This window comes from Streptomyces sp. NPDC002130 (assembly GCF_040296465.1).
Taxonomy (GTDB): Bacteria; Actinomycetota; Actinomycetes; order Streptomycetales; family Streptomycetaceae; genus Streptomyces.
In genome coordinates this window covers 1-18,121 of record NZ_JBEOXI010000172.1, presented here as the reverse complement: position 1 = coordinate 18,121, position 18,121 = coordinate 1, and the positions used below count along the sequence as shown (strand labels likewise).

The window sequence follows — 18,121 nt, the reverse complement described above, 5'->3', positions numbered from 1 at the left end:
TCCTCCGCCTTGCAGCTCCACGCGCCAGGCCCCGCTCACCGGCGTTGAAAGGATCCGCCGATTCCCTGCGGCCTGATCCAAACGACAGGCCCTAGGCCCGTCGTTGCCTCAGACGCGGTTTATGGAGTGCGGCTGGAGTCTCGCTCGCGAAGGCATCCAGGGCCGTCGCCCGTGGGGACGGCGTCTGTAACTCTCGGCGAAGAGACCGCGAACGTCTCGAAACTCGTGACGGGGAGTTCCGCATGCCCAATGCCGTTTCCTGTACCGACCCTGCGGCCGAAGCCGCCGTTCCCTCCTTCGAAGCCGCCACCGGAACCCTCCTGCGGCAGTTGGTGCTGGCGGCCGGGCCGCTGACCGTGCTGCAGATCGGCTGCCCGTACGCGTCGTTCACCGCCGGGCTGGCGGCCGCGATCAGCGAGAACGGGCACGGCCGGGTCATTTGCTGCGAGCCGGAAGCGGTACGTGCCGAGGCCGCCGCTGCTGCGGTCGAGAAGGCCGGGCTCGGACGGTACGCGGAGGTACGGGTGGGCCGTCCCGAGCGGTCGCTGGCGACCGTCCCCGGACCGGTGGACCTGCTGTTGCTCGGCGGCCCGCCGGAGTCTTTCCTTCCGCTGCTGAGGCTGGTGGAACCCAGGATGCTTCCGGGCGCGGTGGTGGTGGCCCTCGGCGTGCGGGACGTGCCGGCGCCGTGCGCGGAGTTCCTCGCCCATGTCCGGTTCTCCGGCAGCGGCTACGTGTCGCTCCCCCTTCCCTTCGACGGCGAGGGCGACGGCGGCGTGGAAATGGCCGTCCGCGCCGCTTGACGCATCCGCGCCGCCTGACCGCATCCGTGCCGGCCGCCCTCTAGGAGTGCCGTGTCCCTTCGTCCGTTCGACCCGGAGTTCCTGCCCGAGGGACACCCCGACAAGAAGACCGTCCCGCCCCGCGTCACGGCCCCGCGCGCCGTGTGGCGAGTGCTGGTGCGTTACCTGCTGCTGCCGGCGTACCGCGCGCTGGTGGCCCTCGGCTCCGTGCACGTGGCCGCGCTCTGGCACCCGGAGTTGGGGCCCGCGTGCGCACCGCCGCGGGAGGAACAGCCCGGCGAGCAGTCCGGCTACAGGGCGTTTCGAGCGGGTCTTGAGAGCGGGCCGGAAGCCTGGCCCGGGCAACCCGCTCCCCCTGTTCCCCCCGTTCCACCGGCTTCCCCAGAGAATCGAGGAGATCTGCGATGAGCGACGTACGGCTGGTCGGCACCTGGACCACGCAGTTGGACGACGACGGCAAGACGGTCCCCGGGCTCGTCAGCTTCTCGGCGGACGGCACGGTCGTCTCCACCCAGCTCAACACGAAGAACATCGGCCTGGGCACCTGGCGTGCCACGGGCCCGGACAGTTTCGAGTACGGCTTCCACATCCTGGCCGCCGACCCCGAGGGCAACCACGTGGGCGAGGCACACGTGCGGGTGTCGGGCGAGTTCGTCTCGGACACCGAGTGGCAGGGCACCGGCGGTGCCGAGTTCTTCGACCCGCAGGGCACCAAGCTGCGCGGGCACGCGGGGTCCAAGGTGACCGCCGGCAAGTTCGGCATCGACGACTGATGCGGGCGGCGGCGCTGCGGGACCGGCTCGACGGGGACCTGGTTCTGCCGGACGAGGCGGGCTTCGCTCCGGCCCGGCAGCTTCAGAACACCGAGTACGACACGATCGAGCCGTACGCCGTCGCGTACTGCGCCTCCGAGCGGGATGTCGCGCTGTGCGTGCGGTACGCCCGGGAGCGGGGGGTGCGGCCGCACGTCCGGGGCGGCGGCCACAGCTTCAACGGCTGGTCGACCGGTGAGGGGCTGGTCGTCGACCTGTCCCGGATGAACCACGTCGTCGCCGAGGGGCCCGTGGTGCGGCTGGGGGCGGGCGTCCAGTCGCTGGACGCGCTGGACGCCCTGCGGACCCAGGGGCGGCAGATCGTCACGGGGACGTTCCCCACGGTCGCCGCGGGCGGATTCCTGACCGGCGGCGGCATCGGCTGGCAGACGCGGAAGTTCGGGCTGGGCAGCGACCGGGTCGCCGCGGCGCGCGTCGTGCTCGCGGACGGCAGGACCGTCCGCTGCTCGCCCACCGAGGAGCCCGACCTGTACTGGGCGTCGCGCGGTGGCGGCGGAGGCACCTTCGGGGTGGTCACGGAGTTCGAGGTGCGCTCGATCGACGCGCCCGCCCTGACCGGCTTCGAGACGCTGTGGGCGTACGACGACGCCGTGGAGGTGCTGACGGCCTGGCAGGAGTGGGCCGTCGACGGGCCCGACGAGCTCGGTACCTCCCTGGTCGTGCTGCCGGGCATGTTCGGGCCCGGCGGGCGTCCGGTGGTCCGGGTCTGGGGGGTGCACCTGGGGCCGGACGAGGTGCTGCGCGACGGGCTGGACGAGCTGGCGGAGCGGGCCGGGTGCAAGCCGCTGAGCAGGACCGTCGGCGCGCGGGGCGGGTACGCCGAGGTGATGCACGAGGCGCTGTGCGGCTCGAAGACGGTGTCCCAGTGCCGTCGTACGGGCACCGGGCCCGAGGCCGAGGGGCACCGCCACCCGTACACCCGGCAGAGTTACCGGCTCACCGGCCGGGCCGCGACACCGGCGGAATCGGCGGCCCTGCTCGACGCCTGGGACCCCGCGCTCGACGCGGCGGGGCAGGAGCGCTACCTGCTGTGCATCGCCCTGGGCGGTGCGGCGGGCCGGGTGCCGAGCGGCGCGACCGCCTACGCGCACCGGGACGCGCGGTTCCTGGTCGGCTATCAGTTCGCCTGCCGCGAGGCGGCGACGGACCCGGCGGCGCCGGCGCGGCTGACCGCGCTGGCGGACCGGGCGGCCGCGGCCCTCACGCCGCTCGCCTGCGGCTCGTACATCAACTTCCCCAGCTCGCGGGTGAGCGAGGACTGGGAGACGGAGTACTTCGGCGCGAACCGGACCCGGCTGCGCGCCGTGAAGCGGGCCTACGACCCGGAGGACTTCTTCCGGCACGCGCAGAGCATCGGCCGTGCCCCGACGACCGAGGTGGACTCATGAGGACGGATCTGCGGAACAAGGTCGTGCTGGTCACCGGCGCCTCCTCGGGGATCGGCCGGGCGACGGCCGTGGCGTACGGGGAGGAGGGGGCCAGGGTCGCGATCACGTACCACAGCAACGAGGACGGGGCGCGGGAGACGGCACGGCTGGTGACCGAGGCGGGCGGGACACCGCTGGTGGTGCGCTACGACCTCGCGGACGAGCGCTGCATACGGGACGCCGTGGGGCGGGTCGCCGAGGAGTGGGGCGGCATCGACGTGCTGGTGGCCAACGCGGTGGTCTGGAGCGAGGCGATCCCGCGGCCCGGGCAGCCGGTGCCCCGCTTCGAGGACGTCCCGGCGAAGCAGTGGCAGGAGGTGCTGCGCACGTCCGTCCACGCCGTGTTCCACACGCTCCAGGCCGTGCTGCCGTGGATGCGCGGACGGCCGTGGGGCCGGATCGTGCTGCTCGGCGCGGGCCTCGCGGACACCGGCAAGGCCGGGGCGGGGGCCTACGGCGCGGGCAAGTCGGCGCTCTTCGGGCTGATGCGCAGCCTGGCCTGGGAGCTGGGGCCGGACGGGATCCTGGTCAACATGGTCGTGCCCGGCCAGACCAGCACCGAGACCGTGCGGGCGCACGTTCCGCCGGGCTTCCTGGAGGAGAAGGGCAAGACCCTGCCGTCGGGCCGGATGTCCGCTCCCGAGGACGTGGCCCGGGCCGTCACCTTCCTCGGCTCGGCCGCCAACGGCAACACCAACGGCGAGACGCTCCGCGTGACGGGCGGCGCCTGACGGGCCGGATCGGCGTCCGACCCCGGTACGGGCCCCGTCGCATTCCAGGGATCTGGGAGTGCGGCGGGGCCCGCTCCGTTCCGGCCGGTGCCCGCGCCCGGTGTCGAGCTGTCCTCGACGGTGTTTCGAGAGGCCCGGGTCACCGTGTGGGGCATGGAGATTCGTAGCCTCGACGGCGATGAGCCGGCGACCATCGCCGCGTTGCTTCCCGGGTTCCGGGACACCATGAGTCTGGAACTGCCCGGGGACCCGCCGGTGACGGAGGCCCTGCTGGCGCGGCTGTTCCAGCGGCGGCACGGGACGGACCGGATCGTGCTGGCCGCGTACGACGGCGGCACCCCGGCCGGTGTGCTGAAGCTGGGGCTGGATCTGGGGGATCCGAGCGGGCCGGGACACGGTTCGCTGTGGGTGTTCCCCGGTTTCCGGCGGCGCGGTGCCGGGCGGGCGCTGGCGGCCGCGGGGCTGGCGGCGCTGCGGGAGCGGGGGCGGGACCTGCTGCTCGCCGACGCCCCGAGGGCGGTGGCCGGTGAGCGGTTCGCGGCCGGGCTCGGAGCCGAACTCCTCGGCGAGAGCGTGCGCCATCGGCTCCGTCTGGCCGGGCCCGCATCGGCGGTGCTCCAGGCCGCTGCGGCCCGGCCGGTGCCCGGGTACCGCCTGGTGGCGTGGCGGGGGCCCTGCCCCGACGACCTGGTGGAGTCCTACGCGCGGGCCTGGAGCGTGCTGGAGGAGCGGGTCAACGGCCAGGCCAGGATCCGGCGTCCGTCCGCCGACGACGTACGGGCGCGGGAGGCCGAGGCGGAACGGGCCGGGCATCTGCCGCACGTCGTGGCGGCGCTGCCCGAGCACGGCACCGCGATCGTCGGGTACGCCACCTTGTTCGTGCGCAACAGCCCGATGGCGGACGCCGGCGAGACGCTGGTGCTGCCGCAGCACCGGCGGCGCGGTCTCGCCACGTGGCTGAAGAGCGAGCTGCTGCTCGGGGCCGCCCGGGACAACAGCGGGCTCGCGCTGGTCCAGGTCTTCAACGACACCGCCGACACCGCCGTGGTCGCGCTCAACCGGAAGCTCGGCTTCGAGGCCGACTCGTACTGGTCGACCTACGCGCTCAAGGCCTGAGCGGACAGCACCCCGGATCCGTCCCGATCCCCGAACCCCGATCAAGAGCCGAGCGAGAGGAACCCATGACCACCGTGATCCCTGCCGGGCAGCGCACGCGCAACGCCGAGCTGATCCGCGAGCTGTACGGGACGCTCTACCGCGAGCGCCGCTTCGATGAGGCGGATCGCTTCTTCCACGCCGACCACGTCGAGCACGACCCGGCGGACTGGCGGACGTCGGAGCGCACGTTCCCGGTGCTGCGCGCGGACATCGACCACCTGGTGGCCGGCAACGACCGGGTGATGCTCTTCGCGACCTGGACCGGACGCTCCCGTTCGGGTGCCGAACTCCGGATGCACACAGCCGAGTTGTACCGTCTGGCGGACGGCAGGGTCGCCGAGCACTGGAACGTGGTGGACCGTGACGTGCTCGTCGCGCACGGCGTGGACGGCGGGCCGGACCGGAGCGGTCAGCCGGCCGCCCCCGGGCTGCACGGCCCGCACAGCGACACCGAGCGGGCCAACGCGGAGCTGGTGCTCGGCGCGTACCGCGACGTCTTCAGCGAGCACCGGCTGGACCTGGCCGAGCGCTACTACCACCAGGACTACCGGCACCACAACATGCGTACGGACGCGGTGCCGGACGGGCTCGACGCGTTCAAGGCGTTCTTCGCCGACAACATCGCCGCCTTCCCCGACCTGGTCACCACCGTGGACCACATCGTCGCCGCCGACGACCGGGTGATGGTCTTCGTGACCTGGACCGGCACGCTCACCGGGGCGTGGAGCGGAGGCGGCCCCTCCGGGCTGCCCCTGGAGATGCGTACCTGCGACCAGTTCCGGATCGAGCGCGGGAAGGTCGCGGAGCACTGGGAGGTCGTGGACTACCTGGCCCTGGGACGGGCCGGACTGCCGACCCCGTGAACCTGCGCCCGAGCCTGATCACCCAGAGAGGGACCGTGTGATGACCTCCGCTTCCGACCGTTCCGACAGCGCACCCGTACTGATCGTCGGCGGCAGCCTCGTCGGGCTGTCCACCGCCGTGTTCCTGGCCCGGCACGGGGTCCGGTGCACCCTGGTGGAGCGCCACCCGGGCACGTCCATCCATCCGAGGGCCGTCGGCTACTACCCCCGGACCGGGGAACTGCTGCGCCAGGCAGGGGTCGAGGACGCAGCCGTACGGGAGGCGTCCGGCTTCGCCACGCACCGCACCCGGGCCGGGGTGACCTCGCTGGCCGGTGAGGTGCTGTTCAGCAAGGAGGAGCTGGAGGGCGACGACGACCTGGGCGACCTCACCCCGTCCCGGCTGCTCCTGCTGCCGCAGGACCGGCTGGAGCCGCTGCTGCGGGCCCGGGCGGTGGAGCTCGGCGCCGACCTCCGGTTCGGTACGGAGCTGGTCTCCTTCGCTGAGGACCCGGAGGGGGTCACCGCCGTTCTCGACGACGGCGCGGGTGGCACCCGTACCTTCCGCGGCTCCTACCTGGTGGCCTGCGACGGGCCGCGCAGTACCGTCCGGGAGGCGCTGAAGGTGCCCCGGCAGGGGCGCGGGGTGCTGTCCCGTCATGTGAGCATCGCGTTCGGCGCGGATCTGCGCCCGGTGCTGGGGGACCGCCGCTACAGCGTGGTCCATGTGCAGAACCCCCAGGTCACGGGCATTCTCGTGCATGACGACACCTTGACCGGGGGCACGCTCATCGTCGGGTACCGGCCCGAGGACGGGGAGAGCCTGGAGGACTTCACCGACGACCGCTGTGCCGAGCTGGTGGGGGCCGCGGTGGGAGCGCCGGGGACCGAGGTGACCATCCGTTCGCGCTTCCCCTGGGACATGGCGGAGCAGGTGGCCGAGAGGTTCGTGCACGGGAGGGTGCTGCTGGCCGGGGACGCGGCGCACGTGGTGCCGCCGACCGGGGGCTACGGGGCCAACACCGGAATCGCCGACGCCCACAACCTCGCCTGGAAGCTCGCCCTGGTGGTCGGGGGCGTCGCGGGGGCCGGCCTCGTGGAGACGTACGACGCCGAGCGACGGCCCGTGGCGGTCTACACGGCCGAGCAGGGATCCCTCCAGCTCGCCCTGCGTTCCGGCACCGCGACCCCGGAGCAGCGGGCGGCCGTCGCGGACGCGGTGACGGTGACGTCGGGCCAGGCCTACCGGTCCGCCGCGGTGGTGGCGGAGCCGGGCGGCGCGGACCTGCCGGTGGCCTCCGATCCGCGCGGGCTGCGCGGGGCGCCGGGCACCCGGGCGCCGTACGTGGAGCTCCTGAGGGGCGGTGAGCCCGTGTCCACGCTCGACCTCTTCGGGCGGGACTTCGTCCTGCTGACCGGGGAGAACGGCCGCGAGTGGATCTCGGCGGCCGTCGCCGTCTCCGCCGAGCTGGGCCTGAAACTCACCGCCCGCCGGGTGGTGCCGGGGACGGAGGCCGGGGCGGGCACGCTGGCCGACCCGGACGGCGGCTGGTCCGAGCGCTACGGCGGTCTGCGCCCCGAAGGGGCCGTGCTGGTACGGCCGGACGGAGTCGTCGCGTGGCGCTCGCCGGGCGCGGACCCCGGGGGAGCGGAAACCGCGGTGCTGGGGGCGGTCCTCCGGGGCGTGCTCGGCCGGGGCTGAGATGCCTCGGGCGCATCCGCGGCTCCGGCGGGGGTGCGCGTAGCGCCCGGGGGCGCGTCGCGGGTCGGGCCGGGGCGGCGGGGCGCCGTCCTCGGCCCGGCGTGCTGTTCCCTGCCCGCCCCGGTCAGCGGCGCGGGGAACCTACGCGGAACCGTCGTGCTGCAACTCGCCCACGGAGTCCACGTACTTGATCAGCAGGCGGGCGAACTCGAGCCGCTCCTCCTCCGGCCAGTCCTGAGTGATGCGTTCGAAGGCCGCGCGCTGGTGGCGTCGGAAGCGGGCGAGCGTCTCGTGCCCCTCCGGGGTGAGCTGCAGGATCGTACGGCGGCCGTCGCGCTGCGAGGCCGCACGGATCAGATAACCGGCGGAGATGCAGTCGGAGACCATCCGGCTCGCCACGGAGGGGTCGACGGCCAGCCGCTCGCCCACGACACCGACGGTGATCTCCTGGCCCTCCTGGTCGGGCCCGTCCTGCACGATGTTGAGCACCAGCGTCCTGGTGAAGTCCTTGCGGGACACCTGCTTCTCCACATTCAGCGCCTGCGCACGCCGCAGTCGGGAGAAGGCGGGACCGACAGCGTCGAGCAGATCCGCTGCCCGCGGCGGGGGCTGAGTCGAAGTGTCCATGTCCGCATTCTAAGCGAGTTGATTACGGCAGACGAGCATCTGTATGCTCTCAATCGACTGCATGACATTAAACATATACCTGTCAGCGAACATCTATCGCGGCCCAGCGCGACCATCTGTCGCGAACACCCAAGAGGGGGAACCTCATGTTCCAGTCCGTGCCACCCGAGCACTCCGATCGCGACGTCGAGATCGCCTACGACACCGACGTCGACTTCGACGTGCTGATCGTCGGCGGCGGTCCCGTCGGCATGCTGCTCGCCGCGGAGCTCCGGATCGCCCGCGTCCGGGCGGTGGTGCTCGAGCGGCTGCCCGAGCGCACCCCGCACTCCAAGGCCTTCGGGCTGCACGCCCGCTCCCTGGAGTCCCTCGACCGGCGCGGCCTGCTCAAGAGGTTCCGCGAGGGAGCCCGCTCCTGGAACAACGGCCACTTCGCCGGCCTCGACGAGTGGGTCGACTTCTCCACCCTCGACAGCGCGCACGGCTACGCCCTGCTCTCCGAGCAGACCCGGACCGAACGGCTGCTGGAGGAGCGCGCCGCCGAGTTCGGCGCCGAGATCCGGCGCGGGCACGAGGTCACCGCGATACGCCAGGACGCCGACGGCGTCGAGGCCGAGGTCACCGGCCCCGACGGCACCTACACCCTGCGCGCCGGCTACGCCGTGGGCTGCGACGGCGGCCGCAGCCTGGTCCGGCAGGCGGCCGGCATCGCCTTCCCCGGCACCGGCGGCCGGGTCACCGCCCGGCTCGGCGACGTGATCCTCGCCGACCGTGAGAACGCCCCCATGGGCATGGAGCGCACCGAACGCGGCCTGCTGTTCTGCGTGCCGCTCGACGACACCTACCACCGCGTCTCCACGTTCGACTTCGAGGCCGACCGGGAGCCCGGGGCGGAGCTAACCCTGGACGAGCTGACCGCCAGCCTGCGCGAGATCTGGGGCGACGACCTCGGCGCGCACGCGCCGCGCTGGCTCTCCGTCTTCACCGACTCCGCGTGCCAGGCGGACCGCTACCGCGAGGGCCGGCTGCTGATCGCGGGCGACGCCGCCCACACCCACTTCCCGGTCGGCGGCCAGGGCGTCAACCTCGGTCTCCAGGACGCCTTCAACCTCGGCTGGAAGCTCGCCGCCGCGGTGCACGGCTGGGCTCCCGAGGACCTGCTCGACAGCTACGACCGGGAGCGCCAGGCGCCGGCCCGCAAGGTGCTGGCCAACACCCGCGCGCAGATCGCGCTGATGAACCCGGACCCGTACGTCACCCCGCTGCGTGAGCTGTTCACCGACCTCATGCGCACCGAGCAGGTGAACCGGTACCTCGCCGAGATGCTCAGCGGCGTCACCGTCCGCTACGCGATCGACGGCCCCGAGCACCGGCTGCTCGGCGACTTCGCCCGCGACCTGGAACTGAAGACCGAGGAGGGTGTCCGGCCCCTCCCCAAGTACCTGAAGCGCGGCACCGGTCTGCTGCTCGACCTGACCGGCGACTCGCTGATCGGCCAGGTCCACGAGAAGTGGGCCGCGGGCGTCTCCTGGGCCGGACGGCTCCAGCACGTGAGGGCCGAGTGCGCCGAAGAGCCGCAGCTGGCCGGTCTGCTGGTCCGCCCCGACGGCTATGTCGCCTGGGCCGCCGACCGGGACATGCCGGAGCCGCAGCTGCGGGAATCGCTGACCGCGGCCGTCACCACCTGGTTCGGCACCGTCTGACGAAGGGGCCACAAGGGCCGGAGGGGGCGCCTCCCTCCGGCCGGCGCGGCACCTTCCCCACCCCCCACATCGCTTGTGCACGTGAGAGGAAGCAGTGAGCAATCCCCCCTGGTCGCAGGAGTTACTGGAGAAGAGCGACCTGATCACCCCCATGGCCATCAGAGTGGCCGCCACCCTCGGACTCTCCGACCACATGGCCGCCGGAGCGGTCACGGTCGAGGCACTGGCCCGGGAGGTGAACGTGGACGCGACCGCTCTGGGCCGTCTCCTCGGGCACCTGGTCAACGCCGGGATCTACCGCACCCTCCCCGACGGGGGCTACGAACCGACGGACCTCGGTGTCCTGTTGCGCGACGACGTCCCGCAGTCGGGCCGGGACTGGCTCCGCCTGGACGGCCCGACCGGCCGGGGCGAGGCCGCGGTGTTCCGCCTGCTCGACGCGGTGCGCTCCGGCGGACCCGTCTATTCCGCGCTGTACGGGCAGGAGTTCTGGACGGACGTCGAGTCCGACGGCGCGCTCGCCGAGGCCTTCGCCCGGCGGATGGCGGCGAGCATGCGCTGGGTCGTCCCCGAACTGCTGGCCCAGGGCGACTGGCAGGCCGTCCGCCACGTTGTGGACGTGGGCGGCGGCAGCGGGGACCTGCTCGCGGCCGTGATCGACGCCACCCCGGGCGCGCGGGGCACACTGCTCGACCTGGAGGCTCCCGCGGCGGCGGCCGAGCGGGACTTCGCGGCCGCCGGCCTCCAGGAGCGCTGCCGGGCGGTGGTCGGCAGCTTCTTCGATCCGCTGCCCGCCGACGGCGACGTGTACCTGCTGTCCAACGTCCTGCTCAACTGGCCCGATGCCCGGGCGGTCGAGATTCTCCGGCGCTGCGCCGAGGCCGTGCGTCCGGGCGGCCGGGTCATGGTCCTGGAGGGTCTGCTCGACGTGCAGACCGACCAGACGGATCTGGACCTGCGGATGCTCATCTACCTGGGCGGGCGGATGCGCACCACCGAGCAGCTGCGCGAGCTGGCGGCCGCTGCCGGACTCGCCCTGCGCCGCGTGGTCGACCTGGGGCCGGTGCGCTCGCTCGTCGAACTCACCCGGGCCTGATCCGGCTCGCTTTCCCCCAGCCCCCCGTCGTGCAGGCCGGGCAGGCAGGGCGAGGCCCCGTCGTGCACGCAGGCGAACGACAGAAGACAGAGACAACAGAGAAAGAGGAGTACGTCCATGCGTATCGTCCGACACCACGAGTTCGGTGCCCCCTCGGTGCTGCGGCTCGAAGAGGCCGAAAAGCCCACCCCCGGCCCCGGCCAGGTGCTGATCCGCGCCGAGGCGATCGGGGTCAACTTCGCCGAGTGCCAGCGCCGTCAGGGCATCCCGGTCGGCGGTCCCGCCACGCTTCCCGGCTCGCCCGGCGGTGACGTCGCGGGTGTCGTGGAGCAGCTCGGCGAGGGCGTCGACCAGGTGAAGGTCGGTGACCGGGTGGTCACCGGCGTCGCCGCCGACGGGTACGCCGAGTACGTCGTCACCCAGGCCGACTGGCTGTTCGCCGTCCCCGAGGGGATCGACGCGGGCCAGGCCACCTCGCTGCCCATCCCCGGCCAGACCGCCTACCACGTGATCGTCACGGCGGCGAAGCTCCAGCCCGGCGAGACCGCGCTGATCACCGCCGCCGCGGGCGGCATCGGCCATCTGCTGGTCCAGATGGCCAAGGCGCTCGGCGCGGGCCAGATCATCGCCGCCGCCCGCGGTGCGGAGAAGCTGTCCTTCGCCGCCTCCCTCGGCGCGGACGTCACCGTCGACTACGGCGAGGACGGCTGGGACGAGAAGGTGCGCGCCGCGACCGGCGGCCGGGGCGTGGACGTCGCCCTGGAGACCGTCGGCGGCGACATCCTCACCAAGTCCGTGAACCTCACCGCCCCGTTCGGCCGGACGGTCGTGTACGGCGCGGCCGGGGGCGAGCTGCCGGCCATCGATGTCGCCGACATCTTCGACAACCGCATCGTCATGGGCTTCAGCATGTGGGGCGTGATGGGCGCCAAGCCCGACGCCATGGCCCAGGGCGCCCGGGAGCTGCTGGACATGGTGACCTCCGGCACGGTCCGTCCCGTCGTCCACGCCGAGCTGCCGCTGAAGGACGCCGCGGCCGCGCACGAGCTGATGGAGTCGCGCTCCCAGCTCGGCCGTGTGGTGCTCGTTCCCTGACCCTTCCTCATGCCGTGCATCGAATCACTGATGTGCGGTTGACAAGTGCATGCATGACGACATGTAATTGTTCCACACCATGTAACCCGGATCCCTGGGCGGAGCCGCGCGACGACCTCTGCGGCTCGACTACACCTCCTAGTTGGGAGAACACCATGCGAATCGTCCGCCACTACGAGCACGGCGCCCCCTCGGTGCTGCGTGTCGAAGAGGCGGAGAAGCCGCAGCCCGGACCGGGCGAAGTGCTGATCCGCTCCGAGGCCGTCGGTGTCACGTTCGCCGAGGTCCAGCGCCGCCAGGGCATCCCGATCGGCGGCCACGCCACGCTGCCCGGCGCCCCCGGTGGCGATGTCGCCGGCGTCGTCGAGGCACTCGGCGAGGGCGTCACCACCCTCGGCGTCGGGGACCGTGTCGTCGTCGACGTCGACCACAGTGCCTACGCCGACTACGTGACCGCCGACGCCGCCTGGGCCATCACCATCCCGGACACCATGGACGCGGCCGAGGCCACCCTGCTGCCCAGCCCGGCCCAGACGGCGTACCACGCCATCAAGGAGTCCGGCCAGCTCAGAGCCGGAGAGTCGATCCTGATCGACGCCGCCTCCGGGGGCGTCGGCCACCTCGCCGTGCAGATCGCCAAGGCGATGGGCGCCGGCAAGGTCATCGCCACCGCCAGTACGCAGGCCAAGCTGGACTTCGTGCGTGACCTCGGTGCCGACGTCACCGTCAACTACACCGACGACGACTGGGACGACCAGGTCCGGGCCGCGACCGACGGCCGGGGTGTGGACGTCGTCCTGGAAACCGTCGGCGGCGACATCCTCACCAAGTCCATCGCCCTGACGGCCCAGTTCGGCCGGCTGGTCTTCTACGGCTCGGCCAGTGGCGACATCCAGCCCATCCACCCGCTGATGCTCAGCCGGATGAAGACCGTGGCCGGATTCGCCCTGTACGCCATGCTCTACAACAAGCCCGAGGCCATCGCCGCGGGACAGCGCGACCTGCTCGACATGATCGCCGCCGGCAAGGTGCGCCCGATCGTCCACGAGCGGCTCGGTCTCGACGAGGCCGTCAAGGCGCACGAACTCATGGAGGCCCGGGCCCAGCTCGGCAAGGTCGTCCTCGTCCCCTGACACGGGGCCGGCGGCCCACCGCCTCCTCACCCACGTGGCCGGTCACGACTTCCCCCGTTCGGGACCGGCCACTCGCCGTACGGCACGAGAGCACTCGTGCCGTACGGCGCAGTCCACGGCAATCCCCTGACGGATCCCACACCGCAGCGACGCCGGCCGGCCACGGCCCGCGGGACGGGGATGGCACCCACTCCAGCCCGAAAGGCGAATCACCGTGCCCTCCCGGACCACCGGGGCAGACGGCCCGCTCACGACCGTCGCCGCCCCACCCCAGACCCGGATCAAACCCGTCATCACCGCCTGCCTGCTGGCCGTCTTCCTGGCCATGCTGGACTCGCAGATCGTGGCCACCGCGCTGCCCCGCATCGTCGGGGACCTCGGCGGTCTCGACGTCTTCGCCTGGGTGACGACCGCGTACATCATCGCCGCCAGCGTCACCACGCCCGTCTACGGCAAGCTCGGCGACCTCTTCGGCCGCAAGAAGATCTTCCTGATCGCCGTCGCGGTGTTCCTGGCCGGCTCCGCGCTGAGCGGCGCCGCCCAGTCCATGGACCAGCTCATCCTGTTCCGCACCGTGCAGGGCATCGGCGCCGGCGGACTCTTCGTCTCCGTGCTCGCCATCATCGGCGAGCTGTTCAACCCGCGTGAGGCCGCCAAGTACTTCAACCTCTTCGGTATCGTCTTCGCCCTCGCCGCGCTGGCCGGGCCCGCCGTCGGCGGCGCTCTCACTGACCTGCTGAGCTGGCACTGGGTCTTCCTGATCAACCTGCCCGTCGGCATCGTGATCCTGGTGCTGGTCTCCACCTGCCTGCACCTGCCCCGCGCCGACCGCGTCGCGCGGATCGACTACACCGGCTTCGTCCTGCTCAGCGCCGCCATCGTCGCGCTCACCCTGGCCGCCAGCTGGGGCGGTGTGAAGTACGAATGGCTGGACTGGCGGATCCTCGGGCTCGCCGCGTCAGCGGTGCTGCTCGCCGTGGCGTTCGTCGCCGCCGAGCGCCGGGCCCCCGAACCCGTCATCCCGCTGCACCTCTTCCGCGACTCCACCTTCAGCGTCGCGGTGCTGGTGAGCGTCGCGGCCGGCATCGTCTTCCTCGGCTCGGTCAACTTCCTGGCGATCTACATCCAGGTGGTCACGGGCGCGAGCCCCACCATGTCCGGGGTGGTGCTGCTGCCCATGATGTTCGGCCTGGTCGCCTCCTCCGTCGTCAGCGGCGCGGTGATCACCAAAACGGGGCGCTACAAGTGGTACCCCGTGCTCAGCATGGCCGTCGGCATCGCGGGGGCGCTGCTCCTGGCCACCATGGACACCGGCACCCCCCGTGCCGTGGTCATCGCCTACATGCTGGTCTTCGGCGTCGCCGCCGGACTGAACATGCAGGTCCTCACCATGGCCGCGCAGAACACCGCGCCCCGCGACGACATCGGCGCGGTCCACGCCACCGTGGCCTTCGCCCGGCAGCTGGGCACCACCGTGGGCATCTCCCTGTTCGCCTCGATCTTCTACAACCGGCTCACCGAGGAGATCGCCGACCGGACTCCCCCGGGTGCCCTGCGCGGCATCGACCACGACGCGCTGAGCTCGACCGAGACACTGGACCGGCTCACCGAGCCCGTGCGCAACGCCGTGGAACAGGCGTACGCCGCCGCGCTCACCCCCGTGTTCCTCACCGCCGTACCGGTCCTCGTGCTGGGGTTGCTGGCCGCCCTGACGATGAAGAACCTCCCCCTGCGCGGCGAGCACCAGGGTGAGGACCACCAGGATCACGAGACGGCCGCCGCCGAGGAGAACTGAACGTCCCCACCCACCGGTCGACAGCCGCCGTCCCGCCCGGGACGGCGGCTCTCGTGCGTCGGCCCAGCCTGCCCCGGGCCGCCCTTCAGCGCCCTTCGAGCCCGAATCGACGGCTCGCGACCATCGTCGGCACTGCACAGCCGTACGACGCAGGACGCAGGCCGAAGAACAGGCAGAGGCAGACCAGGAGGCTCGTGTGACAACGACCGAAGACCCGCAGACGGCTCCGGCGGTCGACCCCGGACCACTGATCCGGCTGACCATTGCCGACTGCGCCGCCAAGGTGCTGCACAGCGCCGTCACCCTCGGCGTGTTCGGCGCGCTGGCCGAAAGCCCCGCCGACGCCGCCGAACTGGCACGGCGCACCGGGACACACCACCGGATGGTCCCGGACTTCCTGGACGCGCTGACCGGGCTCGGTCTGCTGGAGCGGACGGCGGACGGCTACCGCAACTCCCCGCTGGCGCAGGCCTATCTGGTGCCGGACTCCTCCTCGTACCTCGGCGGCTTCGTCGAGCTCACCAACGAGACCCTGTACGGCACCTGGGGCCGGCTCACCGAGGCGATGCGCTCCGGCGAGCCGCAGCACCTCGACCCGGACAAGGGCGGCTTCGTCGGGGACCGGCACAAGGACCCCGCCAAGATGAAGCGCTTCCTGGCGGGACTCGACGCGTACAGCGACCGGATGGGCGCCGAACTCGCCCGGCGCCTCGACTGGGACCGCCACTCCTCCTTCGTCGACCTCGGCGGCGCCCGCGGCAACCTCGCGGCCGTCCTGGTACGGGAGCACCCGCACCTGAAGGCGACCTGCTTCGACCTGGAGCGGACCCGGCCGCTGTTCACCGAGCACATCGAGGCCCTGGGCCTGACCGGCCGGGTCGCCTTCGCCGGCGGCGACTTCTTCACCGACCCGATCCCGCCGGCCGACGTCGTGGTCCTCGGCCACATCCTGCACGGCTTCGACACCGCCCGGCGGCGCGAGCTGCTCGGCCGGGTCTTCGAGGCGGTGCGGCCCGGCGGCACGGTCCTCGTCTACGACCGGATGATCGACGACGACCGCAGCGACCCGGAGCGGCTGCTCAGCAGCCTGCACATGCGGCTGGTCAGCCCCGACGGCTCCGAGTACCGGATCGCGGACTGCCGGTCCTGGCTGCGCGGGGCCGGCTTCACCGACGGCGACGTCCAGCCCCTGCTCGGCACCCACACCCTGGTCACCGCCCACAAGGAGGCAGCATGACGTCGCACCGGACCCCCGTTCTCATCGTCGGGGGCGGACTGACCGGACTCTCCGCGGCCGTCTTCCTCGCCCACCACGGCGTCACGGCCACCCTGGTGGAACGCCACCCGGACACCTCCACCCACCCCAAGGCCCGTGCCATCAACCCGCGGACGATGGAGCTGTACCGCGCGGTCGGCATGGAGGAGCGGGTACGAGCCGGGCGTTCCCCCATCTCCGGCAACACCGACCTGGTGCACGTCGAGAGCCTCGCCGGCAAGGAACGCGTGCGGATGCCCAGTGCCTCACCGGAGGACATCGGCCGGATCAGCCCCACCCAGTGGACGCTGATCGACCAGAACCAGCTGGAGCCGATCCTGCGGGCACGGGCCGTGGAGGCCGGGGCGGACGTCCGCTTCTCCACCCGGGTCGACGCGATCGAGGAGTACGAGGAGGACGGGGGCGGGGTGCTGGTCCACACCACCGACCTGTCCACCGGGGAGAGTTCACAGATCCACGCGCAGTACGTGATCGCGGCGGACGGCAGCCGCAGCCCGCTGCGCGAGATGCTGGACATCGGGGCGCACGGCCGCGGCACCATCACCAACCTCGTCAGCTTCTTCTTCGAGGCCGACCTGACCGAGGCGCTGCGCGGCCGCCGGATCATCGCCGCGTACGTCAACAACCCCGAGGTGCGCGGCACGATCATCCCCATCGACAACGACCGCCGCTGGGTCATCAACGTCTCCTTCTTCCCCGAACAGGGCCAGCGCGCCGAGGACTTCACCGAGGAACGGTGCACCTCCCTGGTGCGCGCCGCGGTCGGGGTGCCCGACCTGCCGCTGAAGATCGAGTCGGTGGACATGCCCGCGTGGGACATCTCCGCGCGCGTGGCGGACACGTTCGCGACCCGCCGGGTGTTCGTCGCCGGGGACGCCGCCCACGTGATGCCGCCCACCGGGGCGTTCGGTGCCAGCACCGGCATCCAGGACGCGTACAACCTGGCCTGGAAGCTGGCACTGGTGCTGTCCGGCACGGCCGGCCCCGGGCTTCTGCGGAGTTACGACGCCGAGCGGCGGCCGGTGGCCGAGGAGACCGTCCGGCAGGCGATGCTGCGGTTCGCGGTGCGGGAGGGCAAGCAGTACCAGGAGGTCGCCGCGGAACTGGTCGACGAGACGACCATGACGTTCGGGTACTGCTACCGCTCCGGGGCCTTCGCCGCGGAGGAGGGGGCGCCCGACGCGATCGTGGAGGACCCCGCGCACCCCTCGGCGCGGCCCGGGGCGCGGGCACCGCATCTGCAACTCGACGGGCCCGAGGGGCCGGTGTCGGTCGTCGATCTGTACGGCGACGGATTCACCCTGCTCGTCGACGAAGCGGCCGGCCGGTGGACCGGGGCGGTGGAGCAGGAGGCCGAGCGGCTGGGCGTCCGGCTGAAGGTCGTACGGATCGGACGGGGGACGCGGCTGTGGGACCAGGACGGGTCCTTCCGGCGGCGGTACGGTCTGCTGGCCGGGGGCGCGGTTCTGGTGCGGCCCGACGGATTCGTGGGGTGGCGTACGACTGCGGGGCGCAGTGGGCCTGTCGACCGGGCGGCGATCGCTGCGCTGCGGGGGGTTTTGGACCGGGTCTAGGCGCGACGGGGGTGCGTATGGGGTCGCCGGGCGGCTGCGGGCCGGTGGGGGCCGGTCGCGCAGTTCCCCGCGCCCCTTGGGACGCGCTTCGCGCGTAAGCGGGGTGGCTGCGGGCCGGTGGGGGCTGGTCGCGCGGTTCCCCGCGCCCCTTGGGACGCGCTTCGCGCGTGAACGGTGGTCGGGTGGCTGCGGGCCGGCGGGGGCCGGTCGCGCAGTTCCCCGCGCCCCTTGGGACGCGCAGCCTCTTGACGCACGCTCCGCGTGCACACGGCGGCCGCGGTGCTCCGAGAAGGAGCACCGCGCCCCCACTGAAACGGCCGCGGTAG

At 72.5% G+C, this 18,121-nt stretch carries 16 protein-coding genes; 15 read left to right on the top strand and 1 reads right to left on the bottom strand.

Annotation, left to right across the window (positions count from 1 at the left end; genetic code table 11):
* The first annotated feature begins 242 nt into the window (after nt 1-242).
* From ABT116_RS28120 to ABT116_RS28085, 8 genes are all read left to right on the top strand, one after another.
* Nucleotides 243-803 carry a class I SAM-dependent methyltransferase gene (locus ABT116_RS28120; protein ID WP_351639468.1) on the top strand — a complete coding sequence of 187 codons (561 nt, stop codon included), beginning with the start codon at nt 243-245 and terminating at the stop codon, nt 801-803.
* Between the two features lie 51 nt (nt 804-854).
* Nucleotides 855-1,211: a hypothetical protein gene (locus ABT116_RS28115; RefSeq protein WP_351639465.1), complete on the top strand. Its 357-nt coding sequence runs from the start codon at nt 855-857 to the stop codon at nt 1,209-1,211.
* Nucleotides 1,208-1,576: a hypothetical protein gene (locus tag ABT116_RS28110; protein ID WP_351639463.1), complete on the top strand. Its 369-nt coding sequence runs from the start codon at nt 1,208-1,210 to the stop codon at nt 1,574-1,576. Before ABT116_RS28115 ends, ABT116_RS28110 begins: the two co-directional genes overlap by 4 nt.
* On the top strand, nt 1,576-3,024 hold the full coding sequence (locus tag ABT116_RS28105; protein WP_351639460.1) for an FAD-binding oxidoreductase: 1,449 nt from the start codon (nt 1,576-1,578) through the stop codon (nt 3,022-3,024). Before ABT116_RS28110 ends, ABT116_RS28105 begins: the two co-directional genes overlap by 1 nt.
* Complete coding sequence (locus ABT116_RS28100; RefSeq protein ID WP_351639457.1) at nt 3,021-3,794, top strand: SDR family NAD(P)-dependent oxidoreductase; 774 nt, start codon at nt 3,021-3,023, stop codon at nt 3,792-3,794. Before ABT116_RS28105 ends, ABT116_RS28100 begins: the two co-directional genes overlap by 4 nt.
* A 153-nt stretch (nt 3,795-3,947) precedes the next feature.
* Nucleotides 3,948-4,910, top strand: a complete 963-nt coding sequence (locus tag ABT116_RS28095) for a GNAT family N-acetyltransferase (RefSeq protein ID WP_351639454.1) — start codon at nt 3,948-3,950, stop codon at nt 4,908-4,910.
* 65 nt (nt 4,911-4,975) lie between these two features.
* Nucleotides 4,976-5,815, top strand: a complete 840-nt coding sequence (locus tag ABT116_RS28090; protein WP_351639452.1) for an ester cyclase family protein — start codon at nt 4,976-4,978, stop codon at nt 5,813-5,815.
* A 40-nt stretch (nt 5,816-5,855) separates the two neighbouring features.
* Entirely contained in the window at nt 5,856-7,496 is a 1,641-nt protein-coding gene (locus ABT116_RS28085) for an FAD-dependent oxidoreductase (protein ID WP_351639449.1), read from the top strand.
* A 141-nt stretch (nt 7,497-7,637) separates the two neighbouring features.
* On the opposite strand, the gene ABT116_RS28080 is transcribed toward ABT116_RS28085, so the two are convergent.
* Entirely contained in the window at nt 7,638-8,123 is a 486-nt protein-coding gene (locus ABT116_RS28080) for a MarR family winged helix-turn-helix transcriptional regulator (RefSeq protein WP_351639446.1), read from the bottom strand.
* A gap of 146 nt (nt 8,124-8,269) precedes the next feature.
* On the opposite strand from ABT116_RS28080, the gene ABT116_RS28075 reads away from it, so the two are divergent.
* The 7 genes from ABT116_RS28075 to ABT116_RS28045 all read left to right on the top strand — a co-directional run bounded on the left by ABT116_RS28075 (nt 8,270) and on the right by ABT116_RS28045 (nt 17,795).
* Complete coding sequence (locus tag ABT116_RS28075; protein ID WP_351639443.1) at nt 8,270-9,826, top strand: FAD-dependent monooxygenase; 1,557 nt, start codon at nt 8,270-8,272, stop codon at nt 9,824-9,826.
* Between the two features lie 94 nt (nt 9,827-9,920).
* Nucleotides 9,921-10,922, top strand: coding sequence for a methyltransferase (locus ABT116_RS28070; RefSeq protein WP_351639439.1), 1,002 nt, complete (start codon nt 9,921-9,923; stop codon nt 10,920-10,922).
* Nucleotides 10,923-11,039: 117 nt separating this feature from the next.
* Nucleotides 11,040-12,017 carry a quinone oxidoreductase family protein gene (locus ABT116_RS28065; RefSeq protein ID WP_351639436.1) on the top strand — a complete coding sequence of 326 codons (978 nt, stop codon included), beginning with the start codon at nt 11,040-11,042 and terminating at the stop codon, nt 12,015-12,017.
* A 155-nt stretch (nt 12,018-12,172) separates the two neighbouring features.
* On the top strand, nt 12,173-13,150 hold the full coding sequence (locus ABT116_RS28060) for a quinone oxidoreductase family protein (RefSeq protein ID WP_351639433.1): 978 nt from the start codon (nt 12,173-12,175) through the stop codon (nt 13,148-13,150).
* A 214-nt stretch (nt 13,151-13,364) separates the two neighbouring features.
* Complete coding sequence (locus ABT116_RS28055; protein ID WP_351639430.1) at nt 13,365-14,945, top strand: MDR family MFS transporter; 1,581 nt, start codon at nt 13,365-13,367, stop codon at nt 14,943-14,945.
* Between the two features lie 196 nt (nt 14,946-15,141).
* A complete protein-coding gene (locus tag ABT116_RS28050) occupies nt 15,142-16,182 on the top strand; it encodes a methyltransferase (RefSeq protein WP_351639428.1) in 1,041 nt (346 codons plus the stop codon).
* Nucleotides 16,179-17,795, top strand: coding sequence for an FAD-dependent oxidoreductase (locus tag ABT116_RS28045; RefSeq protein ID WP_351639424.1), 1,617 nt, complete (start codon nt 16,179-16,181; stop codon nt 17,793-17,795). Before ABT116_RS28050 ends, ABT116_RS28045 begins: the two co-directional genes overlap by 4 nt.
* The last annotated feature ends 326 nt before the right edge of the window (nt 17,796-18,121 follow it).

Coding starts and splice junctions, on each gene's coding strand:
- ABT116_RS28065 (WP_351639436.1), top strand. CDS start 11,040: ATGCGTATCGTCCGACACCACGAGTTCGGTGCCCCCTCGGTGCTGCGG.
- ABT116_RS28060 (WP_351639433.1), top strand. CDS start 12,173: ATGCGAATCGTCCGCCACTACGAGCACGGCGCCCCCTCGGTGCTGCGT.
- ABT116_RS28100 (WP_351639457.1), top strand. CDS start 3,021: ATGAGGACGGATCTGCGGAACAAGGTCGTGCTGGTCACCGGCGCCTCC.
- ABT116_RS28090 (WP_351639452.1), top strand. CDS start 4,976: ATGACCACCGTGATCCCTGCCGGGCAGCGCACGCGCAACGCCGAGCTG.
- ABT116_RS28080 (WP_351639446.1), bottom strand. CDS start 8,123: ATGGACACTTCGACTCAGCCCCCGCCGCGGGCAGCGGATCTGCTCGAC.
- ABT116_RS28095 (WP_351639454.1), top strand. CDS start 3,948: ATGGAGATTCGTAGCCTCGACGGCGATGAGCCGGCGACCATCGCCGCG.
- ABT116_RS28110 (WP_351639463.1), top strand. CDS start 1,208: ATGAGCGACGTACGGCTGGTCGGCACCTGGACCACGCAGTTGGACGAC.
- ABT116_RS28075 (WP_351639443.1), top strand. CDS start 8,270: ATGTTCCAGTCCGTGCCACCCGAGCACTCCGATCGCGACGTCGAGATC.
- ABT116_RS28120 (WP_351639468.1), top strand. CDS start 243: ATGCCCAATGCCGTTTCCTGTACCGACCCTGCGGCCGAAGCCGCCGTT.
- ABT116_RS28085 (WP_351639449.1), top strand. CDS start 5,856: ATGACCTCCGCTTCCGACCGTTCCGACAGCGCACCCGTACTGATCGTC.
- ABT116_RS28105 (WP_351639460.1), top strand. CDS start 1,576: ATGCGGGCGGCGGCGCTGCGGGACCGGCTCGACGGGGACCTGGTTCTG.
- ABT116_RS28045 (WP_351639424.1), top strand. CDS start 16,179: ATGACGTCGCACCGGACCCCCGTTCTCATCGTCGGGGGCGGACTGACC.